The organism is Mycobacterium kiyosense, from assembly GCA_021654635.1.
GTDB lineage: Bacteria > Actinomycetota > Actinomycetes > Mycobacteriales > Mycobacteriaceae > Mycobacterium > Mycobacterium kiyosense.
On sequence record AP025179.1, the window covers coordinates 6,324,033 to 6,346,450 of the forward strand.

Annotated in this window: 18 protein-coding genes and 4 pseudogenes; 8 read left to right on the forward strand and 14 right to left on the reverse strand. The window is 68.9% G+C overall.

The window, feature by feature from the left end; translation table 11 throughout:
• From L6444_RS29880 to L6444_RS29900, 5 genes are all read right to left on the reverse strand, one after another.
• A complete protein-coding gene (locus L6444_RS29880; RefSeq protein ID WP_236979223.1) occupies positions 1-834 on the reverse strand; it encodes an ESX secretion-associated protein EspG in 834 nt (277 codons plus the stop codon).
• Positions 835-896: 62 nt separating this feature from the next.
• Entirely contained in the window at positions 897-1,187 is a 291-nt protein-coding gene (locus tag L6444_RS29885; protein ID WP_236979238.1) for a WXG100 family type VII secretion target, read from the reverse strand.
• Positions 1,188-1,235: 48 nt separating this feature from the next.
• Positions 1,236-1,562 carry a WXG100 family type VII secretion target gene (locus tag L6444_RS29890; protein ID WP_236979246.1) on the reverse strand — a complete coding sequence of 109 codons (327 nt, stop codon included), beginning with the start codon at positions 1,560-1,562 and terminating at the stop codon, positions 1,236-1,238.
• Between the two features lie 250 nt (positions 1,563-1,812).
• Positions 1,813-2,316 (reverse strand): pullulanase, encoded by a 504-nt coding sequence (locus L6444_RS29895; protein ID WP_236979248.1) that lies wholly within the window; start codon positions 2,314-2,316, stop codon positions 1,813-1,815.
• Between the two features lie 43 nt (positions 2,317-2,359).
• Entirely contained in the window at positions 2,360-3,799 is a 1,440-nt protein-coding gene (locus L6444_RS29900; RefSeq protein ID WP_236979250.1) for a CCA tRNA nucleotidyltransferase, read from the reverse strand.
• A gap of 381 nt (positions 3,800-4,180) precedes the next feature.
• Here L6444_RS29900 and L6444_RS29905 point away from each other — a divergent pair.
• The 8 genes and pseudogenes from L6444_RS29905 to L6444_RS29940 all read left to right on the forward strand — a co-directional run bounded on the left by L6444_RS29905 (position 4,181) and on the right by L6444_RS29940 (position 15,185).
• Positions 4,181-4,938 (forward strand): annotated as a pseudogene (locus L6444_RS29905) (NUDIX hydrolase).
• A complete protein-coding gene (locus tag L6444_RS29910; protein ID WP_236979252.1) occupies positions 4,935-7,355 on the forward strand; it encodes a hypothetical protein in 2,421 nt (806 codons plus the stop codon). Before L6444_RS29905 ends, L6444_RS29910 begins: the two are co-directional and overlap by 4 nt.
• Positions 7,352-10,984: pseudogene (gene murJ, locus L6444_RS29915) on the forward strand (murein biosynthesis integral membrane protein MurJ). Before L6444_RS29910 ends, murJ begins: the two are co-directional and overlap by 4 nt.
• A gap of 36 nt (positions 10,985-11,020) precedes the next feature.
• Positions 11,021-11,674, forward strand: coding sequence for an RNA polymerase sigma factor SigM (sigM, locus tag L6444_RS29920; RefSeq protein WP_236979253.1), 654 nt, complete (start codon positions 11,021-11,023; stop codon positions 11,672-11,674).
• Entirely contained in the window at positions 11,625-12,344 is a 720-nt protein-coding gene (locus L6444_RS29925) for an alpha/beta hydrolase (RefSeq protein ID WP_236979255.1), read from the forward strand. Before sigM ends, L6444_RS29925 begins: the two co-directional genes overlap by 50 nt.
• A 91-nt stretch (positions 12,345-12,435) precedes the next feature.
• Positions 12,436-13,450, forward strand: a pseudogene (trxB, locus tag L6444_RS29930) (thioredoxin-disulfide reductase).
• Positions 13,447-13,797 (forward strand): thioredoxin, encoded by a 351-nt coding sequence (gene trxA / locus L6444_RS29935; protein ID WP_236979259.1) that lies wholly within the window; start codon positions 13,447-13,449, stop codon positions 13,795-13,797. Before trxB ends, trxA begins: the two are co-directional and overlap by 4 nt.
• A gap of 167 nt (positions 13,798-13,964) precedes the next feature.
• The gene (locus L6444_RS29940) at positions 13,965-15,185 is read left to right on the forward strand and encodes an N-acetylmuramoyl-L-alanine amidase (RefSeq protein ID WP_236979261.1); all 1,221 of its coding nucleotides are present in this window, start codon (positions 13,965-13,967) and stop codon (positions 15,183-15,185) included.
• Between the two features lie 6 nt (positions 15,186-15,191).
• Here the strand turns inward: L6444_RS29940 and L6444_RS29945 are convergent, their stop codons facing one another.
• The 9 genes and pseudogenes from L6444_RS29945 to rpmH all read right to left on the reverse strand — a co-directional run bounded on the left by L6444_RS29945 (position 15,192) and on the right by rpmH (position 21,951).
• Positions 15,192-15,974 (reverse strand): acetyltransferase, encoded by a 783-nt coding sequence (locus tag L6444_RS29945; protein WP_236979263.1) that lies wholly within the window; start codon positions 15,972-15,974, stop codon positions 15,192-15,194.
• Between the two features lie 431 nt (positions 15,975-16,405).
• Positions 16,406-17,392, reverse strand: a pseudogene (locus tag L6444_RS30950) (ParB/RepB/Spo0J family partition protein).
• Positions 17,393-17,395: 3 nt separating this feature from the next.
• On the reverse strand, positions 17,396-18,331 hold the full coding sequence (locus tag L6444_RS29960) for a ParA family protein (protein ID WP_236984526.1): 936 nt from the start codon (positions 18,329-18,331) through the stop codon (positions 17,396-17,398).
• Positions 18,332-18,477: 146 nt separating this feature from the next.
• Positions 18,478-19,191, reverse strand: coding sequence for a 16S rRNA (guanine(527)-N(7))-methyltransferase RsmG (gene rsmG / locus L6444_RS29965; protein ID WP_236979274.1), 714 nt, complete (start codon positions 19,189-19,191; stop codon positions 18,478-18,480).
• Positions 19,192-19,295: 104 nt separating this feature from the next.
• Positions 19,296-19,850 (reverse strand): Jag family protein, encoded by a 555-nt coding sequence (locus L6444_RS29970; RefSeq protein WP_236979276.1) that lies wholly within the window; start codon positions 19,848-19,850, stop codon positions 19,296-19,298.
• A gap of 119 nt (positions 19,851-19,969) precedes the next feature.
• Positions 19,970-21,064: a membrane protein insertase YidC gene (yidC, locus tag L6444_RS29975; protein WP_236979278.1), complete on the reverse strand. Its 1,095-nt coding sequence runs from the start codon at positions 21,062-21,064 to the stop codon at positions 19,970-19,972.
• Complete coding sequence (yidD, locus tag L6444_RS29980; protein ID WP_370653132.1) at positions 21,048-21,311, reverse strand: membrane protein insertion efficiency factor YidD; 264 nt, start codon at positions 21,309-21,311, stop codon at positions 21,048-21,050. Before yidD ends, yidC begins: the two co-directional genes overlap by 17 nt.
• Positions 21,312-21,403: 92 nt before the next feature.
• A complete protein-coding gene (gene rnpA / locus L6444_RS29985) occupies positions 21,404-21,784 on the reverse strand; it encodes a ribonuclease P protein component (protein WP_236979280.1) in 381 nt (126 codons plus the stop codon).
• Between the two features lie 23 nt (positions 21,785-21,807).
• On the reverse strand, positions 21,808-21,951 hold the full coding sequence (gene rpmH, locus L6444_RS29990) for a 50S ribosomal protein L34 (RefSeq protein WP_180916038.1): 144 nt from the start codon (positions 21,949-21,951) through the stop codon (positions 21,808-21,810).
• Positions 21,952-22,418: the final 467 nt, after the last annotated feature.

A 22,418-nucleotide genomic window follows, 5' to 3' on the forward strand; every position in this document is an offset into this window, starting at 1 on the left:
CTACACAACTTTGCGGTACGAAAACCATTCCTGTTCGGCGGGCAGGCGCCGCATCATGCGGTTGATCGCGCCGGCGATATTGCCGATGGTGCCGGGCGCGATGATCATCCACTTTCGGCCGGCGGAGTCGACGTCCTCGGCGACCAGCCGCCCTTCGGGAGTGTCGATGACCGTTACCGCACCGGCTTCGACGTGCGTGCGCAACGATCTGCCGGTGGCCACTCCGGTCTGCACGGCCACAATCGAGGCTTGCGCCGACCGCCTGGGGTCGGCGGCCAGCGTCAGCAACCGCACCTGGTCGGACTCGAGCCCCTGACTGCCGATGAACGCGTCGAGTTCGGACCGGCTGACCGACGCCGCGCGCAGGGCCTCGGCAGCGAGTGTGACGGGCCGCAGCGTGGCCGGCGCGTGCTGGCCGCACCACCGTTCGATCTGTGCACGGATCACATTGCCGGCCGATCCCTCCGCGCTGGAGGTGCCCGCGGCGCTGATGCGAATCAAGTCTGCGGAGCGTTCCAGGGCGACCCACCACTGCGCGAAACGCGCGAGCAGCGCCCGCGCGGGCTCCTCATCGCCGGGTCCGCGCAGCTGCACGAACAGCCCGATGTCTCGGCGCGCCAGCACCGTCAGCCATTCCAGCACGATGCCGTCGACCGCTCCGGATTCGTCGACAACCCCGGCGGCGCGCAACTCTGCGGTGACGGGGTGCCGCAGCGCCAGACTCCTGGGTTCCACACTGGGCAGCAGCGGTCGCAACCCCAACTCGGGGGCGACGGTTTCGATGCCGGTAAGGACCTGTAGGGCCCACAGCCCGTCGACGGTGGTGGTTAACACGGTGTTCCTCGACATAGGCCCGGGGCGCACGCGTCGCATGCGCCCCGGCCCGATCAAAGTGGCTAGGTGAAGAGGTTGCCCATCTGGGCGTCGGTGGCCTGGGCCATCTCGTCGACGCTGTGCACAGTGTGGGCGTGCCGGCTGACGGTCTGAATCAGATCTTCCAGCCCGTGCAGCATCTGCTGCTGCGCGTCGAAAAACGCGGTAGCGCCGTGGCCTTGAAAGAAGTCCCCCAGGGCCTGAGTCAGGTTGAGGACGTCGCTGTGGATTTCCATCGGCTGCGCGGCCTGGGCCCCGACCTCGCCGGCGAACCCGACGACCGCTCCGTGGTTGTAGACGATGTGATCTGCCATGAACGTTCCTAACTTGTGGTCAGTGGAATGGGTGAACAGCGATTCGGGCTAGACCGCTTGGGTCCCGCCGCCGAACACACCGTTGAGGTTGTGCGCCGCATCGGCCTCGTGGTTCTCCATCAGCACCGCCGCTTGACCCAACCCGTGCGCGAGCCGTTGACCGCCCGTCATGATCTGTTGGAGGTCGTGATGGATCTGACCGGCAGTATTCAGCGAGGTGTTTCCCGCGTCGCCTGCCCAGCCGGTGGCGCTGATGATGTTCTCGTGCCCGCTCAGGTACTGGTTGGCGATCGCGGCGGCTTCTTGCAACCGCGTTTCGATCCGCTGCTGGGTGCTGCGCAGCAGCTCTGGAGTGACAACTGTTGCGTTTGCCATACTGAAATCTCCCTCGAATATTTGCTTTCGCCGAAGCCGGATCTGCGTAAAGCTAGATCAGCTTGCCCCCGACTGTCACTTCACCCACATGACCACTGCACATAGGTGGAACAGGCTGTTTAGTGGACAACAGAATTCTCCGCGTGTCAAACGATGGACGGCCGCCCCACTCCGGATAGCCGAGGTCACCCCGGCCCCGCTTCCGGCCGGGGTGGGCTGACAATTAGCTGGTGGCCTTTTCTCGGCAGACTCACACGGCTGCGGCGCCGTCGGCTGACCCGTCGCCGTCGGAATCGGAAAGCCGGATATCCCAGCGTCCGTCACCGTCGGTGTCGACGTATCCGGTGACTCCTGCGGGACCGGTGCACACCACCTGATCGGCAAGTCCGTCGCCGTCGCTGTCGACCAGTCGGTCATTCGGTTCGCCCTGTCCGTCGAAGTCGACGAGCGGCCCGCCGGAATGCTCCACACCGTCAAGGCCGAACCACCGCACCTGCCGGTCCACGGCGACCGTCCACGTCCCGGACCCGTCGTCGACGAAGTAGCTCTCCGGGATGCCGTCGTTGTCGACGTCCAGGACGGCGTGGTCGGCGGTCCCGTCATGGTCGAGGTCCAGCAGCGCGTCGTCGCGCAGTCCGTCACCGTCCAGATCCAGCCCGACGGCGTCGAACGTGCCGTCGCCGTCCAGATCGAGGTCGGACGGACGATTCCAGATCGAGGCGGTGCCGTCCGCACCGCTCACGCAGTACTCCATGCACGGTTGGACGCAGACCCGGCGCGGCGGGTTCCGGTGACCTTCAGTCGCCCCGGTTCTGCCACCACGCCAGCAGTTCGGCGGTGGCCTCCTCGCGGGACAGCGGCCCCCGATCCAGCCGCAGCTCCTTGAGGTACTTCCACGCCTGGCCCACCTGGGGACCGGCCGGGATGTCGAGCAGCCGCATGATCTCGTTGCCGTCCAGATCCGGACGCACCCGGTCCAGGTCCTCCTGGGCGGCCAGTTCGGCGATCCGCTCCTCCAGCCGGTCATAGGACGCGCGCAGCCGCGCGGCCCGGCGCTTGTTGCGGGTGGTGCAGTCGGCACGCACCAGCTTGTGCAGCCGCGGCAGCAGCGGTCCGGCGTCGGTGACGTAGCGGCGCACCGCGGAGTCGGTCCACTTGCCTTCCCCGTAGCCGTGGAACCGCAGGTGCAGATACACCAGCTGGGACACGTCGTCGACCATCTGCTTGGAGTACTTCAGCGCCCGCATCCGCTTGCGGACCATCTTGGCGCCGACCACCTCGTGGTGGTGGAAGCTCACCCCGCCGTTGGGTTCGTGGCGGCGGGTGGCGGGCTTGCCGATGTCGTGCAGCAGCGCGGCCCAGCGCAGCACCAGATCGGGGCCCTCGTCCTCGAGTTCGATGGCCTGGCGCAGCACGGTCAGCGAGTGCTGGTAGACGTCTTTGTGCTGGTGGTGCTCGTCGATGGCCATCTGCATGCCGCCGACCTCGGGCAGCACCACCGCGCCCATCCCGGACTGCACCAGCAGGTCGATGCCGGCCACCGGGTGCGCGCCGAGCAGCATCTTGTCCAGCTCGACGGCCACCCGTTCGACGCTGATCCGCCCCAGCTGCGGCGCCATCGCCTCCAGCGCGGTCAACACCCGCGGAGCGACGGTGAAGCCGAGCTGGGAGACGAACCGGGCGGCGCGCAGCATCCGCAGCGGATCGTCGCCGAAGGACACCTCCGGGGCCGACGGAGTGTCGAGCACCTTGGCGCGCAGCGCGGCCAGGCCACCGAGCGGGTCCAGGAATTCCCCCGCCCCGGCCGCGGTGACGCGCACCGCCATCGCGTTGACGGTGAAATCGCGGCGCACCAGGTCGTCCTCGAGGCGGTCCCCGAACCGCACGTCCGGGTGGCGCGACACGTGGTCGTAGGTGTCGGCGCGGAACGTGGTGATCTCCAGGCGGTGCTCGCCCCTGCCCACCCCGACGGTGCCGTACTGGATACCGGTGTCCCACAGCGCATCGGCCAGCGGCCGCACGATCTGCTGGATCTGGTCGGGGCGCGCGTCGGTGGTGAAGTCCAGGTCCGGGCTGAGCCGGCCCAGCAGCGCGTCCCGCACCGAGCCGCCGACCAGGTACAGCTCGTGCCCGGCGGCGGCGAACGCGGCGCCGAACTCGCCGAGCAGGCCGGCGTACCGGTGCAGTGCGACCGCGGCCGCGGTCAGCAGATCAGCATCCTGGACGGGTTCCACCACGGTCGGTGAGCCTAATAGCAATGCTTCGGTGACTCAGCCCACGTGCGACGGCAGCGGCGGGGCGTCGAGTGTGCAATGGCGGCGCCCAACGTGAACCGACGGCCTTGCGTGTGAAGCTGGGGCGTTGCGCGGGTAGCCAGGGCGGGAAAATTGCCCGGATCCCGCCCTACGTTCACGCTCCGCGCCGTGTGCTCACACTCAACGCCATCGGTTCACCCTGAACAACGAGGCGGTAGAGCGCCCAGACGCTCACGAGCGGGCCGACCCCCGACGAGCGGGCGTTCTGTGGCGTAAGCGATGCACGCGACTAAAGTGACCAAAGGTGTCAACGGACGGCGAGTGCGTCCGGTACACCAGCCCCAGCCAGCTAATATCGCTTGAATGTCGGACGGCGAACAAGCCAAACCACGTCGACGCCGGGGCCGGCGTCGCGGTCGTGGCGCGGGACGTTCGGCGGATCAGAAGCCCAACGGCCAGTCGGCCGACACTGCGCCCACCGCCCCCGCTGCCCCCACCACCCCAACCCGGCCACCGCCGCCAAACGCCGGGTGCGCCGCAGCCCCGACCGCATGCGGACCGTGCACGAGACCTCGGCCGGCGGACTGGTCATCGACGGAATCGACGGTCCGCGCGACGAACAGGTCGCGGCGTTGATCGGCCGGGTCGACCGGCGCGGCAGGATGCTCTGGTCGCTGCCCAAAGGCCACATCGAACTCGGCGAGACCGCTGAGCAGACCGCCATCCGCGAAGTCGCCGAAGAGACCGGCATCCGCGGCAGCGTCCTGGCCGCACTGGGACGCATCGACTACTGGTTCGTCACCGACGGCCGACGGGTGCACAAGACCGTGCACCATTACCTGATGCGGTTCTTGGGTGGGGAGCTCTGCGACGAAGACCTGGAGGTCGCCGAGGTGGCGTGGGTGCCGATCCAGGAGCTGCCGTCGCGGCTGGCCTACGCCGACGAACGCAAACTGGCCGAGGTGGCCGACGAACTGATCGACAAGCTGCAGAGCGACGGCGAGGAGGCGTTGCCGCCGCTGCCGCCGAGCGCGCCGCGCCGCCGCCCGCAGACCCATTCCCGCACCCGGCACGCCCACGACTCCGCATCCCGGAAGAACGGTAACGGGCAGGGGCCGTGACCGGGCCGCGACTTCGACGGGCCCCGGCCAGGGCCGAAGCCAACGCCAAGGTGGGCCGCCTCGCCGCAGTGATCGGCATCGTGGCCGGCTTCGCCACGATGCTGACCGGCAGTCCGCCGCACGCGAACGCCGGCGAACCCACCGCCACACCCTTCGTGCAGGTCCGGATCGACCAGGTGACACCCGACGTCGTCACCACCACCAGCGACCCCGTCGTCACCGTCAGCGGAATGGTGACCAACATCGGCGACCGACCGGTGCACGACGTGATGGTCCGGCTCGAGCACGCCGGCGCCGTCACCTCGTCCACCGCGCTGCGGACCTCGCTGGACGGCGGCACCGACCAGTACGAGCCGGCCGCCGAATTTCTCACCGTCGCCCCCGAACTGCAGCGCGGACAGCAAGCCGGGTTCACCCTGTCCGCCCCGCTGCGCTCGCTGACCAAACAATCGCTGACCATCGACCAGCCCGGCATCTACCCGATGCTGGTCAACGTCAACGGGACCCCCGACTACGGCGCGCCGGCCCGCCTGGACAACGCCCGCTTCCTGCTGCCGGTGGTGGGCGTACCCCCAGACAAACCGGCGGGCATCGACGCGGCTGTGGCGCCGGAAACCCGCACTCCGGTGTGGATGACGATGCTGTGGCCGCTGGCCGACCGGCCCCGGCTGGCGCCCGGGGTGCCCGGCGGCACCATCCCGGTGCGGCTGGTCGACGACGAGCTGGCCAACTCGCTGGCCAACGGCGGGCGGCTGGACACCCTGCTGTCCGCGGCCGAGCTGGCCACCAGCCGTGACGTCGACCCCGACGGCGCGGTCGGGCGGGCGCTGTGCCTGGCCGTCGACCCCGACCTGCTCGTCACCGTGAACGCGATGACCGCCGGCTATGTGGTTTCCAACTCCCCCGACGGGCCCGCGCAACAACCCGGCACGCCGACCCACCCGGGCACCGGCCAGGCCGCGGCAGGCCTCTGGTTGAACCGGTTACGCGCGCTGGCACACCGCACCTGTGTGGTGCCGCTGCCCTACGCCCAGGCCGACCTGGACGCCCTGCAGCGGGTCAACGATCCGGGGCTGAACACCGCGGCCACCGCCGCGACCGGCGACATCGTCGACCGCATCCTGGACGTCGCCTCGGTGCGCGGCACCGCCCTGCTCTCCGACGGCCCGCTGACCAGCCGGGCGGTGACCCTGCTGGACGCCAACGACAGCACGGTCGCGGTCGCGGCCGCCGAAGCACCCGGTCAGGACGCCGACACCGCCTCCGGCAGCGCCGACATCTCGCCCCGCCGGCTGTCGACGCGGGTGGTGACCGCCCCGTTCGACCCGGCCATCGGCGCCGCGCTGGCCGGCGCGGGAACCAACCCGATCGTGCCCACCTACCTGGACTCGTCGCTGTCGGTGCGCGTCACTCACGACTCGGCCACGGCGCGGCGCCAGGACGCGCTGGGCGCCATGCTCTGGCGCGGGGTCGCACCCGATGCCGCGCCCCGCACTCAGATCCTGCTGCCGCCGGCGTCGTGGACCTTGCAGGGCGACGACGCGCAGTCGATTCTGACCGCGCTGGCCACCACAATCCACTCCGGGCTGGCGGTGCCGCGCCCGCTGCCCGCGGTGATCGCCGACGCGGCGGCACACACCGAGCTGCCCAGCCCGCCGGGCGCCTACCCGTCGGTGCGGGGCCGGTTCACCGACGAGGTCACCGGCCAGATCACCGACCAGGTCGGCCGGGTGTGGAAGCTGACCACGGCATTGATGACCGATGATCGCACCGGGCTGACCGGCGCGCAGTACACCGCGCCGCTTCGCGAGGACATGCTGCGCGCACTGAGCCAGGCAGTGCCCCCGGACACCCGCAACGGGCTGGCGCAGCAGCGGTTGAGCGTGGTCGGCACCACCGTCAACGACTTCTTCCGCTCGGTGACGATCGTCAACCCCGGCGGCTCCTACACCCTGGCCACCGAGCACAGCCCGTTGCCGCTGGCCCTGCACAACGGCCTGGCCGTGCCGATCCGGGTCCGGCTGCAGGTCAACGCGCCACCCGGGATGACGGTCTCCGACGTCGGCGAGATCGAACTGCCGCCGGGATACCTGCCGCTGCGGGTGCCGATCGAGGTCAACTTCACCCAGCGCGTCGCCATCGACGTCGGACTGCGCACCCCGGACGGGACGGCGCTCGGCGAGCCGGTGCGGTTGTCCGTCCATTCCAACGCGTACGGCAAGGTGCTGTTCGCGATCACGCTGACGGCGGCGGCGGTGCTGGTGTTGTTGGCCGGGCGGCGGCTGTGGCACCGCTTCCGCGGCCAGCCCGACCCCGCCGACCTCGACCGCCCCGATCCGCCGTCCGCCGGGCACGGCCGGGCACCCGAGCAGCCCCGCGCCATCTCCGGTCGGGTTCACGAAGAGCATCGCGTATGACCCCCGCACCCCGGCAGGTGCAACCATCGCAGTCGCCGCCGCAGCGGCCGCCGCTGTCGCAACCGAGGTCTGCGGTGCCACCACCGGGCCTACCGCCGCGGCCCGGCTGGACCCCGCACCAGCCGCCCCGCCCCGCCCCGCGCCGCCCGCGCCGCGCCGAACTGTCCGACGCCGCGCTGGTCAAACGCTCCTGGGGATGGCGTTCGCGACGCTGATCAGCCGGCTCACCGGCTTCGCCCGGATCGTGCTGCTGGCCGCGATCCTGGGTGCGGCGCTGTCCAGTTCGTTCTCGGTGGCCAACCAGCTGCCCAACCTGGTGGCCGCGCTGGTGCTGGAGGCCACGTTCACCGCCATCTTCGTGCCGGTGCTGGCCCGCGCCGAGCAGGACGACGCCGACGGCGGCGCGGCCTTCGTGCGCCGGCTGGTCACCCTGGCCACCGCCCTGCTGATCGTGGCCACCGCGCTGTCGGTGGCCGCCGCGCCGCTGCTGGTGCGGCTGATGCTGGGCCGCACCCCGGAGGTCAACGAGCCGCTGACCACCGCGTTCGCCTACCTGCTGCTGCCGCAGGTGCTGGTGTACGGCCTGTCCTCGGTGTTCATGGCGATCCTGAACACCCGCAACGTGTTCGGGCCGCCGGCCTGGGCGCCCGTCGTCAACAACATCGTGGCCATTGCGACCCTGGGCGTTTATCTGGCGGTGCCGGGCGAGCTGTCCGTGGATCCGGTGCAGATGGGCAATCCCAAGCTGCTGGTGCTGGGGATCGGCACCACCCTGGGGGTGTTCGCGCAGACGGCGGTGCTGCTGGTGGCGATCGGCCGCGAACGCATCAGCCTGCGCCCGCTGTGGGGCATCGACGAGCGGCTCAAACGCTTCGGCACCATGGCCGCCGCGATGGTGCTGTACGTGCTGATCAGCCAGCTGGGTTTGGTGATCGGCAACCAGATCGCCAGCACGGCGGCCGCCTCCGGCCCGGCGATCTACAACTACACCTGGCTGGTGCTGATGCTGCCGTTCGGGATGATCGGCGTGACGGTGCTGACCGTGGTGATGCCGCGGCTGAGCCGTAACGCCGCGGCCGACGACATCCCGGCGGTGCTGGCCGATCTGTCGCTGGCCACCCGACTGACCATGATCACCCTGATCCCCGCGGTGGCGTTCATGACCGTCGGCGGCCCGGCGATGGGCAGCGCGTTGTTCGCCTACGGGCATTTCGGCCAGGTCGACGCCGGATACCTGGGCGCGGCGATCGCGCTGTCCGCGTTCACGCTGATCCCCTACGCGCTGGTGCTGCTGCAGTTGCGGGTGTTCTACGCCCGCGAACAACCGTGGACACCGATCGTGGTCATCGTGGTGATCACCTCGGTCAAGGTCGCCGGCTCGATCGCCGCGCCGCATCTGACGTCCAACAAGCAGCTGGTGGCCGGATATCTGGGGACCGCCAACGGCCTGGGATTCCTGGCCGGCGCGGTGGTCGGGCACCTGCTGCTGCGGCGCAGCCTGCTCCCCAAGGGCGGCCGGTTGATCGGCCTCGGCGAGGTGCGCACCATCCTGGTGACCATCGCGGCCTCCCTGCTGGCCGGCCTGATCGCGCACGTCGCCGACCGGCTGCTGGGGATCGACCGGTTGACCGCCCACGGCGGCATCGGGTCGCTGCTGCGCCTGGCGGTGCTGGCGGTGATCATGGTGCCGATCCTGGCCGGGGTGCTGCTCGGCGCGCAGGTCCCCGAGGCACGCGCGGCCCTCGACGTGATCCGGCGCCGGCTGGGCACCCCGGATCGGGGGGCGGCCCCGCGCAGCACGACGGTTTCGTCCGGGCGGGCCCCGGTCACGTACCCTGAGCAAAGAAATGCGGCCCTGCCGGGCGATAACGCGGTCCGGGAGCCCATCCGGCGCGAACCCCCGGCGACCAGGGCCGGGCTAGCGAAAGGACCGGAGGTGACCGACCGCACACCGGACAGCGCCTCGTCCCCCCGCAGCGCCCAGGCGGGACAGGACCGGCCGCGGGCCGACGACTTCCAGCCCGACATCCCGCCCGCCGCGCACCGGGCTCCGTCGCGCGAGCAGGTCAACGGGGACGCCGCCGAAGCGCGAGCCGCGCTGCCGTTCGACGCTCCCCGCGAACGCGGACCCGAACCAGCGCCAGACGACGCCAACCTGGTTCCCGGCGCCCGCATCGCCAATGGCCGCTACCGGTTGCTGATCTCACACGGGGGCACGCCGCCCCTGCAGTTCTGGCAGGCGATGGACACCGCTTTGCACCGGCAGGTCGCACTCACCTTCGTCGACCCCGGGGGCGCCCTGCCCGAAGACGTCGTGCAGGAGATCCTGTCCCGCACGCTGCGGCTGAGCCGCATCGACAAGCCCGGCATCGCCCGGATACTCGACGTCGTCCACACCGGCTCCGGCGGGCTGGTGGTCGCCGAGTGGATCCGCGGCGGCTCTCTGCAGGAGGTCGCCGACACGTCGCCGTCCCCGGTGGGGGCGATCCGGGCCATGCAGTCGCTGGCCGCCGCCGCCGACGCCGCCCACCGCGCCGGTGTCGCGCTGTCCATCGACCACCCCAGCCGGGTTCGCCTCAGCATCGACGGCGACGTGGTGCTGGCCTTCCCGGCGACCATGCCCGACGCCAACCCGCAGGACGACATCCGCGGAATCGGCGCCTCGCTGTACGCCCTGCTGGTCAACCGGTGGCCGCTGCCGGAGACCGGGGCACGCAGCGGATTGGCGCCGGCCGAACGGGATGCGAACGGGCAGGCCGTCGAACCGACCGTCGTGGACCGCGACATCCCGTTCCAGATTTCCGCGGTCGCCGTTCGATCCGTTCAGGAAGACGGCGGAATACGAAGCGCCTCAACACTTTTGAACCTGCTGCAGCAGGCGACAGCGGTGGCCGATCGCACCGAGGTGCTCAGCCCGATCGCCGAACCACCCGCCCCGGCGTCGCCGCGCCGGTCCACCGGGCGGGGCGACGAAACCTACTCGCGGCGCCGCCGCAACCTGCTGATCGGCCTGGGTGCGGGCGCGATCGTCCTGGTGGTGGCGCTGGTGGTGCTCGCCTCGGTGGTCAGCAAGATCTTCGGCGACGTCGGCAACGGACTCAAGGGCGAGCAGCTGGGCTTGAACAACAACCCGCCGTCGTCGGCAACGGAGACACCCGGCCCCACCGCACCGTCGGGCAGCACGGTCAAGCCCACCAAAGTCACCGTCTTCTCCCCAGGCGGCGACGCCGACAACCCCGGTGACGCAGCCAACGCGATCGACGGCAATCCGGCCACCTCCTGGCAGACCGACACCTACACCGACCCGGTGCCGTTCCCCGGCTTCAAGAGCGGCGTCGGACTGCTGCTGCAGCTGCCCAAGCCGACGGTGGTCGGCGCGGTCACCATCGACATCTCCAGCACCGGCACCAAAGGTGGAGATCCGCTCGTCGTCGTCGCCGAACCCGTCGCGGCTGGAAGACACCACCGTGCTGACCCCGGCCACCGCGCTCAAAGCCGGCCACAACACGATTGCGGTCAAAGCGTCCGCACCGACGTCGAACCTGCTGGTGTGGATTTCCACCCTGGGCACCACCGACGGCAAGAGCCGCGCCGACATCTCCGAGATCACCATCCAAGCCGCTTCCTGAAGTGCTCGGCGTGCGCCGATTGGTTACTGTCCGGCGGTGGCATTCCGGCAGGGCGCGCGGCGGCGCAGCGACGCCGAACTGCTGACCGCGCACGCGGCCGGCGACCGCCACGCCTTCGCTGAACTGTTCGCCCGCCACCACCGACCGCTGTACCGGTTGGCGCGGCTGACCAGCCTCAACGCCGAGGACGCTGACGACGCGCTGCAGGAGGCGATGCTGTCTGCGCACCGCGGTGCCGGCTCGTTCCGTCATGACGCGCAGGTCGGTTCGTGGTTGCACCGCATCGTGCTCAACGCCTGCCTGGACCGGATACGCCGCAGCAAAGCGCGGCCGGCGGTCCCGCTGCGCGAGGACTACCCGGCCGCCGACCGCACGGCGCAGGCCGACACCGCGATCGTCGTGCAGCGGGCACTGATGCGGCTGCCGATCGAGCAGCGGGCCGCGGTGGTCGCCGTCGACATGCACGGCTACTCGGTCGCCGAGACCGCCGCGCTGCTGGGAGTGGCCGAAGGCACCGTCAAGAGCCGGTGCTCGCGCGCGCGGGCACGGTTGGCCCGGTTGCTGGGATACCTGGACGCCGGCGCGCCGGGCCTGCCGGGCAGTGCCGGCGCCGAACCGAGCATGACGCACACTGGGGCGGATGAGTCCCGCCGAGAATCACGCCGATCCGGAACCGCCGCCGACGGTTGAGCAGCTCGCCGACCTGCAGGCCGGACTGCTCGACGACGACACCGCCGCGGCCGTCCGCGCCCGGATCCGCACCGACCCGCAGGCCGCCGCGTCGCTGCAGGCGCTGCAGCAGGTGCAGCGCGACCTCGCCGCACTGGCCGCCGCGCCCGCGCCCGAGGCTCCCCCGCAGGTTGTCGGCGACATCTCCGCTGCGCTGCGCGCCCCCCGTGCCGCACACGCGTTGCGGCCACCGATGCGTCCTCTCCGACTCGTCGCCGGCGTGCTCGGTTGCGCCGCCGTGCTGGCCGCCATCGGCGTGGGCACCGCCGCGCTGCTGCGGTCGCCCTCCTCCGATTCGCGAACCGAACCGACCGCGAACCACATCACCGTCTCCACGCCCGTCCCGGTGATTCCGCTGTCGGACCCGGAGATCATCGCCTTGACGCACCGCCCACCGGACTTCGGCGCGCTGGGCAACCCCGCGCAACGCGCGTCGTGCCTGGGTGGGCTGGGCTACCCGGCGGCCACCGAGATCCTGGGAGCGCAACCGGTCGAGGTCAATGCCCGCCCGGGGGTGCTGCTGGTCATGCCCGGCGACACGCCAGACACCGTGACCGCCTACGCGGTGGCATTGAACTGCAGCGCCGCCGACACCGGGCTGCTGGCCACCACCACCATTCCGCGTGCCTGACCGGTTGCGCCGGGTGTCGCGTGCGATGGCCGGGAACACCACTGCCTAGGCTGGCGTTCGTAGACTTTGCAGATCCATCTCGACATCGAAGATTCAGGCCCCGCCCGCGAAAGGCCCGCATGCCCGCTTCAGACACCATCCACGACGTGATCATCATCGGTTCCGGTCCCGCCGGCTACACCGCGGCTCTGTACACCGCGCGTGCTCAGCTCAAGCCGCTGGTCTTCGAGGGGACCTCGTTCGGGGGGGCGCTGATGACCACGACCGAAGTGGAGAACTACCCGGGTTTCCGGGACGGCATCACCGGCCCGGAGTTGATGGATCAGATGCGCGAGCAGGCCCTGCGCTTCGGCGCCGACCTGCGGATGGAAGACGTCGAATCGGTGTCGCTGCGCGGCCCGGTCAAATCCGTGGTCACCGCCGAAGGCGAGACGTTCCGGGCCCGCGCGGTGATCCTGGCGATGGGCGCCGCGGCCCGCTACCTGCAGGTACCCGGCGAGCAGGAATTGCTGGGCCGCGGGGTGAGTTCGTGTGCCACTTGCGACGGCTTCTTCTTCCGCGACCAGGACATCGCCGTGATCGGCGGCGGCGACTCCGCGATGGAAGAGGCCACCTTCCTGACCCGCTTCGCCCGCAGCGTCACCCTGGTGCACCGGCGCGAGGAATTCCGCGCGTCGAAGATCATGCTCGAGCGCGCGCAGACCAACGACAAGATCACCATCCTCACCAACAAGGCCGTGCTCGGTGTCGACGGCGACACGACGGTTACCGGGCTGCGGCTGCAGGACACCGTGACCGGCGAAACGTCCACGCTGCCGGTGACCGGTGTGTTCGTGGCGATCGGCCACGAACCGCGCTCGGCTCTGGTGCGCGATGCCGTCGACGTCGATCCGGACGGCTACGTGCTGGTCCGGGGCCGCACCACCAGTACCTCGCTGGAAGGTGTGTTCGCGGCCGGGGACCTGGTGGACCGCACCTACCGGCAGGCGGTCACCGCCGCCGGCAGCGGCTGCGCCGCCGCGATCGACGCCGAACGCTGGCTCGCCGAGCACGAAGCGGCGGGAGAGGCCGACAGTACCGACACCCTGATTGGAGCAAAGCGATGAGCGACGCCGAAAAGTCGGGAACCATCGAGGTTTCCGACGCCTCCTTCCCCACCGACGTGTTGTCCAGCGACAAGCCGGTGCTGGTGGACTTCTGGGCCACCTGGTGCGGGCCGTGCAAGATGGTGGCCCCGGTGCTCGAGGAGATCGCCACCGAGCGGTCGGCGCAACTGACGGTGGCCAAGCTGGACGTGGACGCCAACCCCGAGACGGCGCGTGATTTCCAGGTGGTGTCGATCCCCACCATGATCCTGTTCAAAGACGGTGAACCGGTGAAGCGGATCGTCGGCGCCAAGGGCAAGGCGGCGCTGCTGCGCGAGTTGTCCGACGCTGTTCCGGGCCTGGGATAGCCCGGCCCCGGTCCACCCCGCGCCCGGCCCCGATGGCCGCGCGTTTTTGCAGAAACAAGCCCCCGACTGGCCTGGGGTTTTCCCGATCCGGCCGAGGATCTGCGACAATACGAGTTAATTGCGCTGCTTTTGGCGGCGATGTCAATTAGTCCCGGAGGACCCTTGGTATGCCGAGTCCGCGCCGCGAAGACGGCGACGCGCTGCGCTGTGGGGACCGCGGCGCAGCTGTCACCGAAATCCGGGCGGCGCTGGCCGCGCTGGGAATGCTGGACGGCTCCGACGAGGATCTGACCACCGGTCGGCACGTCGCGGTCGAGGTGTTCGACGAAGAGCTCGACCATGCGGTCCGCGCCTTCCAGCAGCATCGCGGACTGTTGGTGGACGGGATCGTCGGCGAGGCCACCTACCGCGCGTTGAAGGAAGCCTCCTACCGCCTCGGCGCGCGCACCCTGTACCACCAGTTCGGTGCCCCGCTGTACGGGGACGACGTCGCCACCCTGCAGGCCCGCCTGCAGGACCTCGGGTTCTACACAGGTTTGGTGGACGGGCATTTCGGCTTGCAGACCCACAACGCGCTGATGTCCTACCAACGCGAGTACGGCATGGCCGCCGACGGGATATGCGGCCCAGAAACGTTGCGCTCCTTGTATTTTCTCAGCTCACGCGTCAGCGGCGGTTCGCCGCACGCGATCCGCGAGGAGGAGCTGGTGCGCCGCTCGGGGCCCAAGCTGTCGGGCAAGCGCATCATCATCGATCCGGGCCGCGGCGGCAACGACCACGGTCTGATCACCTACGGCCCGGCCGGACCGATCAGCGAAGCAGACGTGCTGTGGGACTTGGCAAGTCGCCTCGAAGGTCGGATGACAGCCATCGGCATGGAGACGTTCCGGTCTCGGCCGCACGACCACAGCCCGTCGGATGCCGAGCGCGCCGCGATCGCCAATTCCGTTGGCGCCGACCTGATGATCAGCCTGCGTTGTGAAACCCAGGCCAGCCCTTCGGCCAACGGCGTGGCCTCGTTCCACTTCGGCAACTCGCACGGCTCGGTATCCACCATCGGCCGCAATCTCGCCGACTTCATTCAGCGAGAAGTGGTGGCCCGCACCGGATTACGGGACTGCCGGGTGCACGGCCGGACGTGGGATCTGTTGCGGCTCACCAGGATGCCCACCGTGCAGGTCGATGTCGGTTACATCACCAATCCCCGCGACCGCGAAATGCTGATCACCACCCAGACGCGTGACGCGATCGCCGAGGGAATTCTGGCCGCGGTCAAAAGGCTCTACCTGCTGGGCAAGAACGACCGGCCCACCGGTACGTTCACGTTTGCCGAGCTGTTGGCGCACGAACTGTCCGTCGAGCGGGCGAGCCGCATCACCGGCTCCTGACCCCTGCTAGTCCGAGGGGTTTTCGCACTCCTGCGGCGCGCGTAGCACGTTGCCCGTCGCACTCCCCGCCGATGCCGCGCCGACCGGTTGCTCGAGCTGAGCGTTTTCCAGCAGCCGCTCCAGCGCCGCCTCGACTTCGGCCTTCCAGCCCAGCCCCTTGTCCAGCTCCAGCCGCAGCCGCGGGAAGTACGGGTGCGGTGCCACCACCACGAATCCGACGTCGATCAGGAAGTCCGCGTCGATGATGCAGTTCTCGACGGAGCAGTCGTTGAGCGCTTCGAGCACCGGCCGGATGTCCTCGTCGATCGGCTCGCGCAGCTCAGTGGCCGCCTCGGTTCTACCGAAGGCCTCGAGGGCACGCACACCACGACGCACCAGTTCGTCGATGACCCCGGTGATCAGCTGGTCCGGGAGGTCACCCATGACGTCGGCGTGGGCCTGGCCACGCTCGATGCCCATCGACGTCAGCAGCACCGCGTCGGCCGATACCGGCGCGGTGGGAAATCGGTGCGCGCGGGGCACCGCTCGCGGCGGGGCGTAGAGGACGTAGCCGACCACCGGCGGTTCGGCTTGGCTGCGCTCGTCGGGGATCGCGGTAGCGACCTGCCCGCACGAACCCCACTCCAGCATCACCATGGACAGCCACGCTTCTTTTTCGAATTCGGGGTCGGCCAAGTGGTCGTCTTTGCCCAGGGTCGCCGGATCGACTTCCCAGAAGACGCAGCGGCGCGCATGCTTGGGGAGTTGCTCGAAGGCTTCGAGCCGCAGCGCTGAAATCCGAGCTGACACTAGTCTCCTGGCCTCCGTGCGATGCTCAAGACCCTCAAACCCATAAGCCCCACTCCTGTGCGGGCCGGTCCGGCTCGCGTCGTCGCAAGGCCCGCGGTCCGCGGCGTCTCGCGCTGTTGCACTGCGATCCCCCGGCGACCACTTGCTCCGGGCTGTACACCGGAGGTGCGCCGGCAACCCTTCCAGGATAGGGAGTCGGTGCGGATCGGGCCAGTGGTGGCCCGCCCACCACGCAGGGCATGGCGAGTGAGCCGCCCACCACAGCCGGGCACCGCCGGGATCGCCGTGCGGCAAGGCCGGCGATTCCCGAAATAGGTTGCTGCATAACGGATCTGCTGTAGGTGCGGTCGCCTGACAGGGGCAGTCCCACGGCGCGACGTCGGCTTGGTGTCACAGTGACGTAATTACACGATGTGGTGGGTCGTGCCAGTTCAGCCTTGCTTCGCGGTCATCAGGTCGATGATCCGCTGCAGATCGTCGACGGAGCCGAACTCGACGACGATCTTGCCCTTCCGTTTGCCGAGTGCGACCGTGACCCGGGTGTCGAAGGCGTTCGACAGCCGCTCAGCAACGTCCTGCAGTCCTGGCATCTGAATCGGTTTGCGACGCGGCTGGGTCGGCGTGGCACCGTCACCGCGGTTGGCCAGCGTGACCGCCTCTTCGGTGGCACGCACCGAAAGACCTTCCGCCACGATCCGGCTCGCGAGTTCCTCCTGCGCGTCCGGCCCCGACTCCAGCGACAGCAAGGCGCGAGCATGCCCCGCGGACAGCACCCCCGCGGCGACCCGCCGCTGCACCGGGATCGGCAACTTGAGCAACCGGATCATGTTGGTGATCAACGGTCGCGACCGGCCGATGCGGGCGGCCAGTTCGTCGTGGGTGACACCGAACTCGTCCAACAATTGCTGATAGGCCGCCGCCTCTTCCAACGGGTTCAGCTGCACCCGGTGAATGTTTTCCAGCAATGCGTCGCGCAACAGGTTGTCGTCACCGGTCTCGCGCACGATGGCGGGCAGGGTGGCCAGGCCGGCAGCTTGCGCCGCCCGCCACCGCCGCTCCCCCCATCACGATCTGGTAATGCGCGCCGCTCGCCGAAGCCGGCACCGCGCGCACCACGATCGGCTGCAACAAGCCGAACTCGCGGATCGAGTGCACCAGTTCGGAGAGGGCTTCGTCGTCGAACACCTGCCGGGGCTGCCGCGGGTTGGGCTCGATGTCCGACGGCGCGATCTCGCGGTACACCGCGCCCATCGCGGTGGCGTCGGGCAGCGGCCCGCCGATCACCACGTCGGCGGCCGCGGACCCCATCCGCGGCCCGAAGCTCGACGGTCCCGAATCACCTTCAGCTGGGCCGGTCGGAATCAACGACGCCAAGCCGCGGGGCCGAGGCCGCCTTTCCTGCGCGACGGGTTCGTCATTCGTCATTCCCTCCCGGCTGGTCGATCGCGCTGCGCTAGCTCGCGGCTGGCGTCGAGGTAACTCATCGCGCCACGCGAACCGGGATCGTAATCGATGATGGTCATGCTGTAGCCCGGCGCCTCCGAGACTTTGACGCTGCGCGGGATCACGGTGCGCAACACCTTGTCGCCGAAGTACCGGCGGACTTCTTCGGCCACCTGATCGGCGAGCTTGGTCCGGCCGTCGTACATGGTGAGGACGACGGTGGTGACGTCGAGCTGCGGGTTGAGATGTGCCTTCACCATCTCGATATTGCGCATCAACTGGGAGACGCCTTCGAGGGCGTAGTACTCGCATTGAATGGGGATCAGCACCTCGGGTGCGGCCACCAAGGCATTGATGGTGAGCAACCCCAGCGACGGCGGGCAGTCCACGAAGACGTAGTCGAAGTCGAACTCATCCAGCTCGGCCAACGCGTTGCGCAGTCGATTCTCCCGCGCAACCATGCTGACCAATTCGATCTCGGCACCCGCCAGGTCGATGGTGGCGGGCACACAGAACAGGCGCTCGCTGTGGGGGCTGCGCCGCAGCGCTTCCCGCAGTGGCACCTCGCCGATCAGCACTTCGTACGAGGATGGCGTGCCGGATTGGCGGTCGGTGATGCCCAGCGCGGTGCTGGCATTACCCTGCGGATCGAGATCGATGACGAGAGCCTTGAGACCCTGGACGGCGAGGGCCGCGGCGAGGTTGACCGCTGTCGTGGTTTTACCCACCCCGCCTTTCTGGTTGGCGACGGTGAAAACCCGGCGCTGACGGGGCCGCGGTAGCGGTGCGTAGGTGGTGTGCAGGACTCGCATCGCTCGTTCGGCGGCAGCACCGATAGGGGTGTCGAAGTCGGTCGATGTTTCACGTGAAACATTCACGGAGGGATTGTGCTCCTCCGTCGGCGGACCCGCCAACTCGGGGGTGGTCGCCGCGCGCCCCGCACCCGGATCAACCGCCGCCGCAGCGGGGGCCGTTGACGGCGCCGCCTCGGCTCGCGCCGGCCTCGGGACGGTAGTCGGTTCGGCGGGGGGTTCGCCGCGGTTGGCGCTGCGGCCGAATCTCATGTTGCTGCCCTTTTCGCCGACGGCTTCCGCCGCGTGGTTGCGCCACGCCGCGCCGTTACGACGGTGGTGGGCTGCCGCAGCAGGGTCGCTCCACATGTCACCACCCTGACATCGACTGCACCCAGCGAGGCCATCACACGCCGATGTTCCCGGACTTCGTCCGGTGCCCGCTCCCCTTTGATCGCGACCATCAACCCGTCTTGTCTTAGCAACGGCATACTCCACTTCGTCAGTTTGTCCAGCGGGGCGACTGCTCGGGAGACCACCGCATCGGTGTCGCCGAGTTGCTTTCGGATCCCTGGTTCCTCGGCTCGACCGCGCACCACCTCCACCGGCAGCTCAAGCTCAGCGACCACCTCCCGAAGGAATTCGCTGCGTCGCAGTAGCGGCTCCACCAGCACGACACGTAGGTCCGGTCGGGCCATCGCCAACGGCAACCCGGGAAGGCCGGCGCCGCTGCCGATGTCGACGACGGTTGCGGCGTGATCCAACAGTTCTCCGATCACCGCGCTGTTGAACAGATGCCGCTCCCACAACCGGTCGACTTCGCGGGGCCCGAGAAGTCCGCGTTCCACCCCCGCGGCCGCCAAGATCTCCGCGTACCGCCGGGCCTGGCCGATCCGGGAGCCGAAGATCGCCGCGGCGGTGTCCGGGCTGTCCGGATCAAGTTCGGTAGGTCGGTGCGGATCGAGATGTTTCACGTGAAACATTCCTCCGTTCTCCGCACGCCCGATCCGCTTCGCCGACTCGATCGCGTCAGAACTACATGCCTGTAACTCCGATGGTCACCGCGCGATCACGGTTGACAGTCGAGTCAGTCACGCAAGACGACGACGCGGCGTGACGGCTCCGCGCCCTCGCTCTCGCTGTGCACGCCGGCGACCGCAGCGACGGCGTCGTGCACGATCTTGCGCTCGAACGGCGTCATCGGCGACAACGCTTCGCGCTCGCCCGTCTCGGCCACCCGCCGCGCCACCTTGTCGCCGAGCGCCGCCAGCTCTTCACGGCGCCGACGACGCCAGCTCGCAATGTCCAGCATCAGCCGGCTGCGCACTCCGGTCTTCTGATGCACCGCCAGCCGGGTCAGCTCCTGCAGTGCGTCGAGAACCTCTCCCCCACGGCCGACCAACTTGTTGAGGTCATCGCTGCCGTCGATGCTCACGACGGCCCGGTTGCCCTCGACATCCAGGTCGATGTCGCCGTCGAAATCCAGTAGATCCAACAGCTCTTCCAGGTAGTCGCCGGCAATCTCACCCTCGGCTACCAGACGCTCTTCCAGGTCGTCACCCTCGCCGACGGATTCCGCTGGGGAGTCGGTCTGCTCGTCTTGGGTGTCGGTGTCGAGTTCGGTGGTGTCCGCTTCCGTCATCGCTTTCTTTCCCCTCATCCAGGAATTGGTGGTCACACGGCGTTACGCCGCGAGGTCTTCCTCGGTACTACTCGGCCCGCCCGGCGGCGTAGGACTCAGCTGGTCCGCGGGCGGCAGCCCTATCGTTTGCGCTTCTTCGGCCGTGCTCCCGGCCGCGGTGCACGACCCGGACCGCTGCTGTTGCGCGCGGCCGGATTCGGCTTGGTGGACTGGCTGGGCGAGGATTCCTCGGCATCGGCAGACCCCGACTCGGCCGTCGGATCGCTCTCCGCGACCGGCGTCGACTTGGCCGAGCGGATGGGTTTGGCGCCCGGGGCGGGCGCGTTGGCCGCCCGACGTTCGAGCACTTCCTGCTTCTTCGCCTCGTCCTCTTTCTCGATCATCCCGAACACGTAGTGCTGCTGACCGAACGTCCAGATGTTGTTGGAGAACCAGTACAAGATGATGGCCAGCGGCATCGGGAAGAAGATCGGACCGATCAATACGCCGAGCGGAAACACGTAGAGCGCCAGCTTGTTCATCATCGCCGTCTGGGGGTTGGCCGCCGCCTCCGCGCTCTGCCGTGCCACCGACGCACGGCTGTTGAGGTAAGTGGCGATACCGGCCAGGATCATCACCGGCAGGCTCACCGCAATCAACATGCCCCGGTCGAAGTGGCTGAACGCGTCCAGCCCGGTGGTCTGCCTGATTGCCGCCCCGATCGGCGCCCCGAACAGGTTGGCGTCCAGGAAGTTCCCCACGTCCTTGGCGCTGAACACGTAGTTACCCAGACTCCGGTTCTGCTCCACCGACAGCCCCATCCGCCCGATGCCCGACTGGGTCCGGTTGAACGACATCAGCACGTGGTAGAGACCGATGAACACCGGCAACTGGGCCAGCATCGGCAGGCAGCCCAGGATCGGGTTGAACCCGTGCTCGCGCTGCAGCTTCTGCATCTCCATCGCCATCCGCTGCCGGTCCTTGCCGTACTTCTTCTGCAGGGCCTTGATCTGCGGTTGCAGTTCCTGCATCTGGCGGGTGGTCCGGATCTGTTTGACGAACGGTTTGTACAGCAGCGCACGCAGGGTGAAGACCAGAAACATCACCGACAGCGCCCAGGCGAAGAAGTTCTTCGGGCCCAGCAAGAACGCGAACGCCTTGTACCAGACCCACATGATCGCCGATACCGGGTAGTAGACGAAGTCGAGACTGAAGAAATCAAACAAACGATTCACTCTCCCCTTGAGGTGCCGCGCTTCGGTTTCCGTCCGCGGCTTCATCGACGACATCGGCGTGCCGGCTGCACTCGTGACGCTCCGGGATCGGATCCCAGCCGCCGCGATGCCAGGGACCGCACTTGGCCAGTCTGGCCACCGTCAGCCAGCCGCCGCGAACTAGGCCGTACTCACTGAGCGCATCAACCGCGTATTGGCTACAGGTGGGAACGAACCGGCACGATGCCGGCCGCAGCGGCGACACCATGTGCCGGTACAGCTGGATCAGATAAATGACCGCCCGCACCGCCGCGGATCCCACCCGACCCAGGAAGCGCGCCGGCGGTGTTGCCGTGACAGTCATCGGCCGGTGCCCGCCAGCTCGAAAGCTCTACGTAGCCCGCTGCGCACCTGTTGCTCCAGCCGGGCCGACGAGACGTTCCGGCTACTCGGCAAGGCGCGAATCACCACCTGGTCAAGTGGATCCAGACTTCCCAGCATCGGGCGCGCCACATGGCGCAGCCGCCTGGCCACCCGATGCCGCTCGACCGCAGAGCCCACCCGCTTGGCCACGATCAGCCCTACCCGGGGCCCGCGGTCGCGGTCCGGATCCAGGCCGTGCGGGGGCGCGCTGCTGCGCCGGAAATGCACGACGAGGTCCGGCTGCACCGAACGCATGCCGTACTTCACCGTCGCGTCAAATTCCGTCGACCGCCTCATGCGGTTGCGTGCGGAAAGCACCGCTGGAAGACCCGATCTTGCGATCAGGCAGTTAAAGAGCGGCGACCCTTGCTGCGCCGGTTCGACACGATGGCCCGTCCGGCGCGGGTGCGCATCCGCAGCCGGAAGCCGTGAACCCGGGCTCGCCGCCGGTTATTCGGCTGGAAGGTCCGCTTGCCCTTGGCCACCGCGTTCTCCTCGCTGTGTTCGGCATAACCATCCGCCCGCTGATGCTTGGCAGCTCGTCGGGCGGAGAGTGTCTCGCTTACTGGCCGGCGCGGTCCCCGGACCTCTGGTCCCGGTCGCAGCCGTATCGCCGACTTTCGGGCGACTGTTTGAGGGTACTGACCACATGTGTCCTGGTCAAACCTCGGCCGTCACAGCAGACCCAGGACCGCCGCCCGCATCCGCCCGTTCGACACACCTGCGGATCGTTCCTATCGACCAGAATTATCAAGAACGCCACCGGAACCCAAAGAACTGTTGGCAGCCGGAACGAAAACTGTTAGCTTCGGGCGGAGTAGTTCCAAGCCGGGGCGGATTTGAAACTCTGTCGACATGAAGCGAGGACGGCGGATCGACCAACTGGTCGGACCACCTTGACGGTTGTCCCCAGTTCCGAAGGATCGCAACCTGCGGCGGCAGCGGTTGCGGT

Coding starts and splice junctions, on each gene's coding strand:
- L6444_RS29940 (WP_236979261.1), top strand. CDS start 13,965: ATGCCGAGTCCGCGCCGCGAAGACGGCGACGCGCTGCGCTGTGGGGAC.
- trxA (WP_236979259.1), top strand. CDS start 13,447: ATGAGCGACGCCGAAAAGTCGGGAACCATCGAGGTTTCCGACGCCTCC.
- L6444_RS29890 (WP_236979246.1), bottom strand. CDS start 1,562: ATGGCAAACGCAACAGTTGTCACTCCAGAGCTGCTGCGCAGCACCCAG.
- rsmG (WP_236979274.1), bottom strand. CDS start 19,191: ATGTTTCACGTGAAACATCTCGATCCGCACCGACCTACCGAACTTGAT.
- L6444_RS29885 (WP_236979238.1), bottom strand. CDS start 1,187: ATGGCAGATCACATCGTCTACAACCACGGAGCGGTCGTCGGGTTCGCC.
- yidD (WP_370653132.1), bottom strand. CDS start 21,311: ATGGTGTCGCCGCTGCGGCCGGCATCGTGCCGGTTCGTTCCCACCTGT.
- L6444_RS29925 (WP_236979255.1), top strand. CDS start 11,625: ATGAGTCCCGCCGAGAATCACGCCGATCCGGAACCGCCGCCGACGGTT.
- L6444_RS29970 (WP_236979276.1), bottom strand. CDS start 19,850: ATGACGGAAGCGGACACCACCGAACTCGACACCGACACCCAAGACGAG.
- L6444_RS29895 (WP_236979248.1), bottom strand. CDS start 2,316: ATGGAGTACTGCGTGAGCGGTGCGGACGGCACCGCCTCGATCTGGAAT.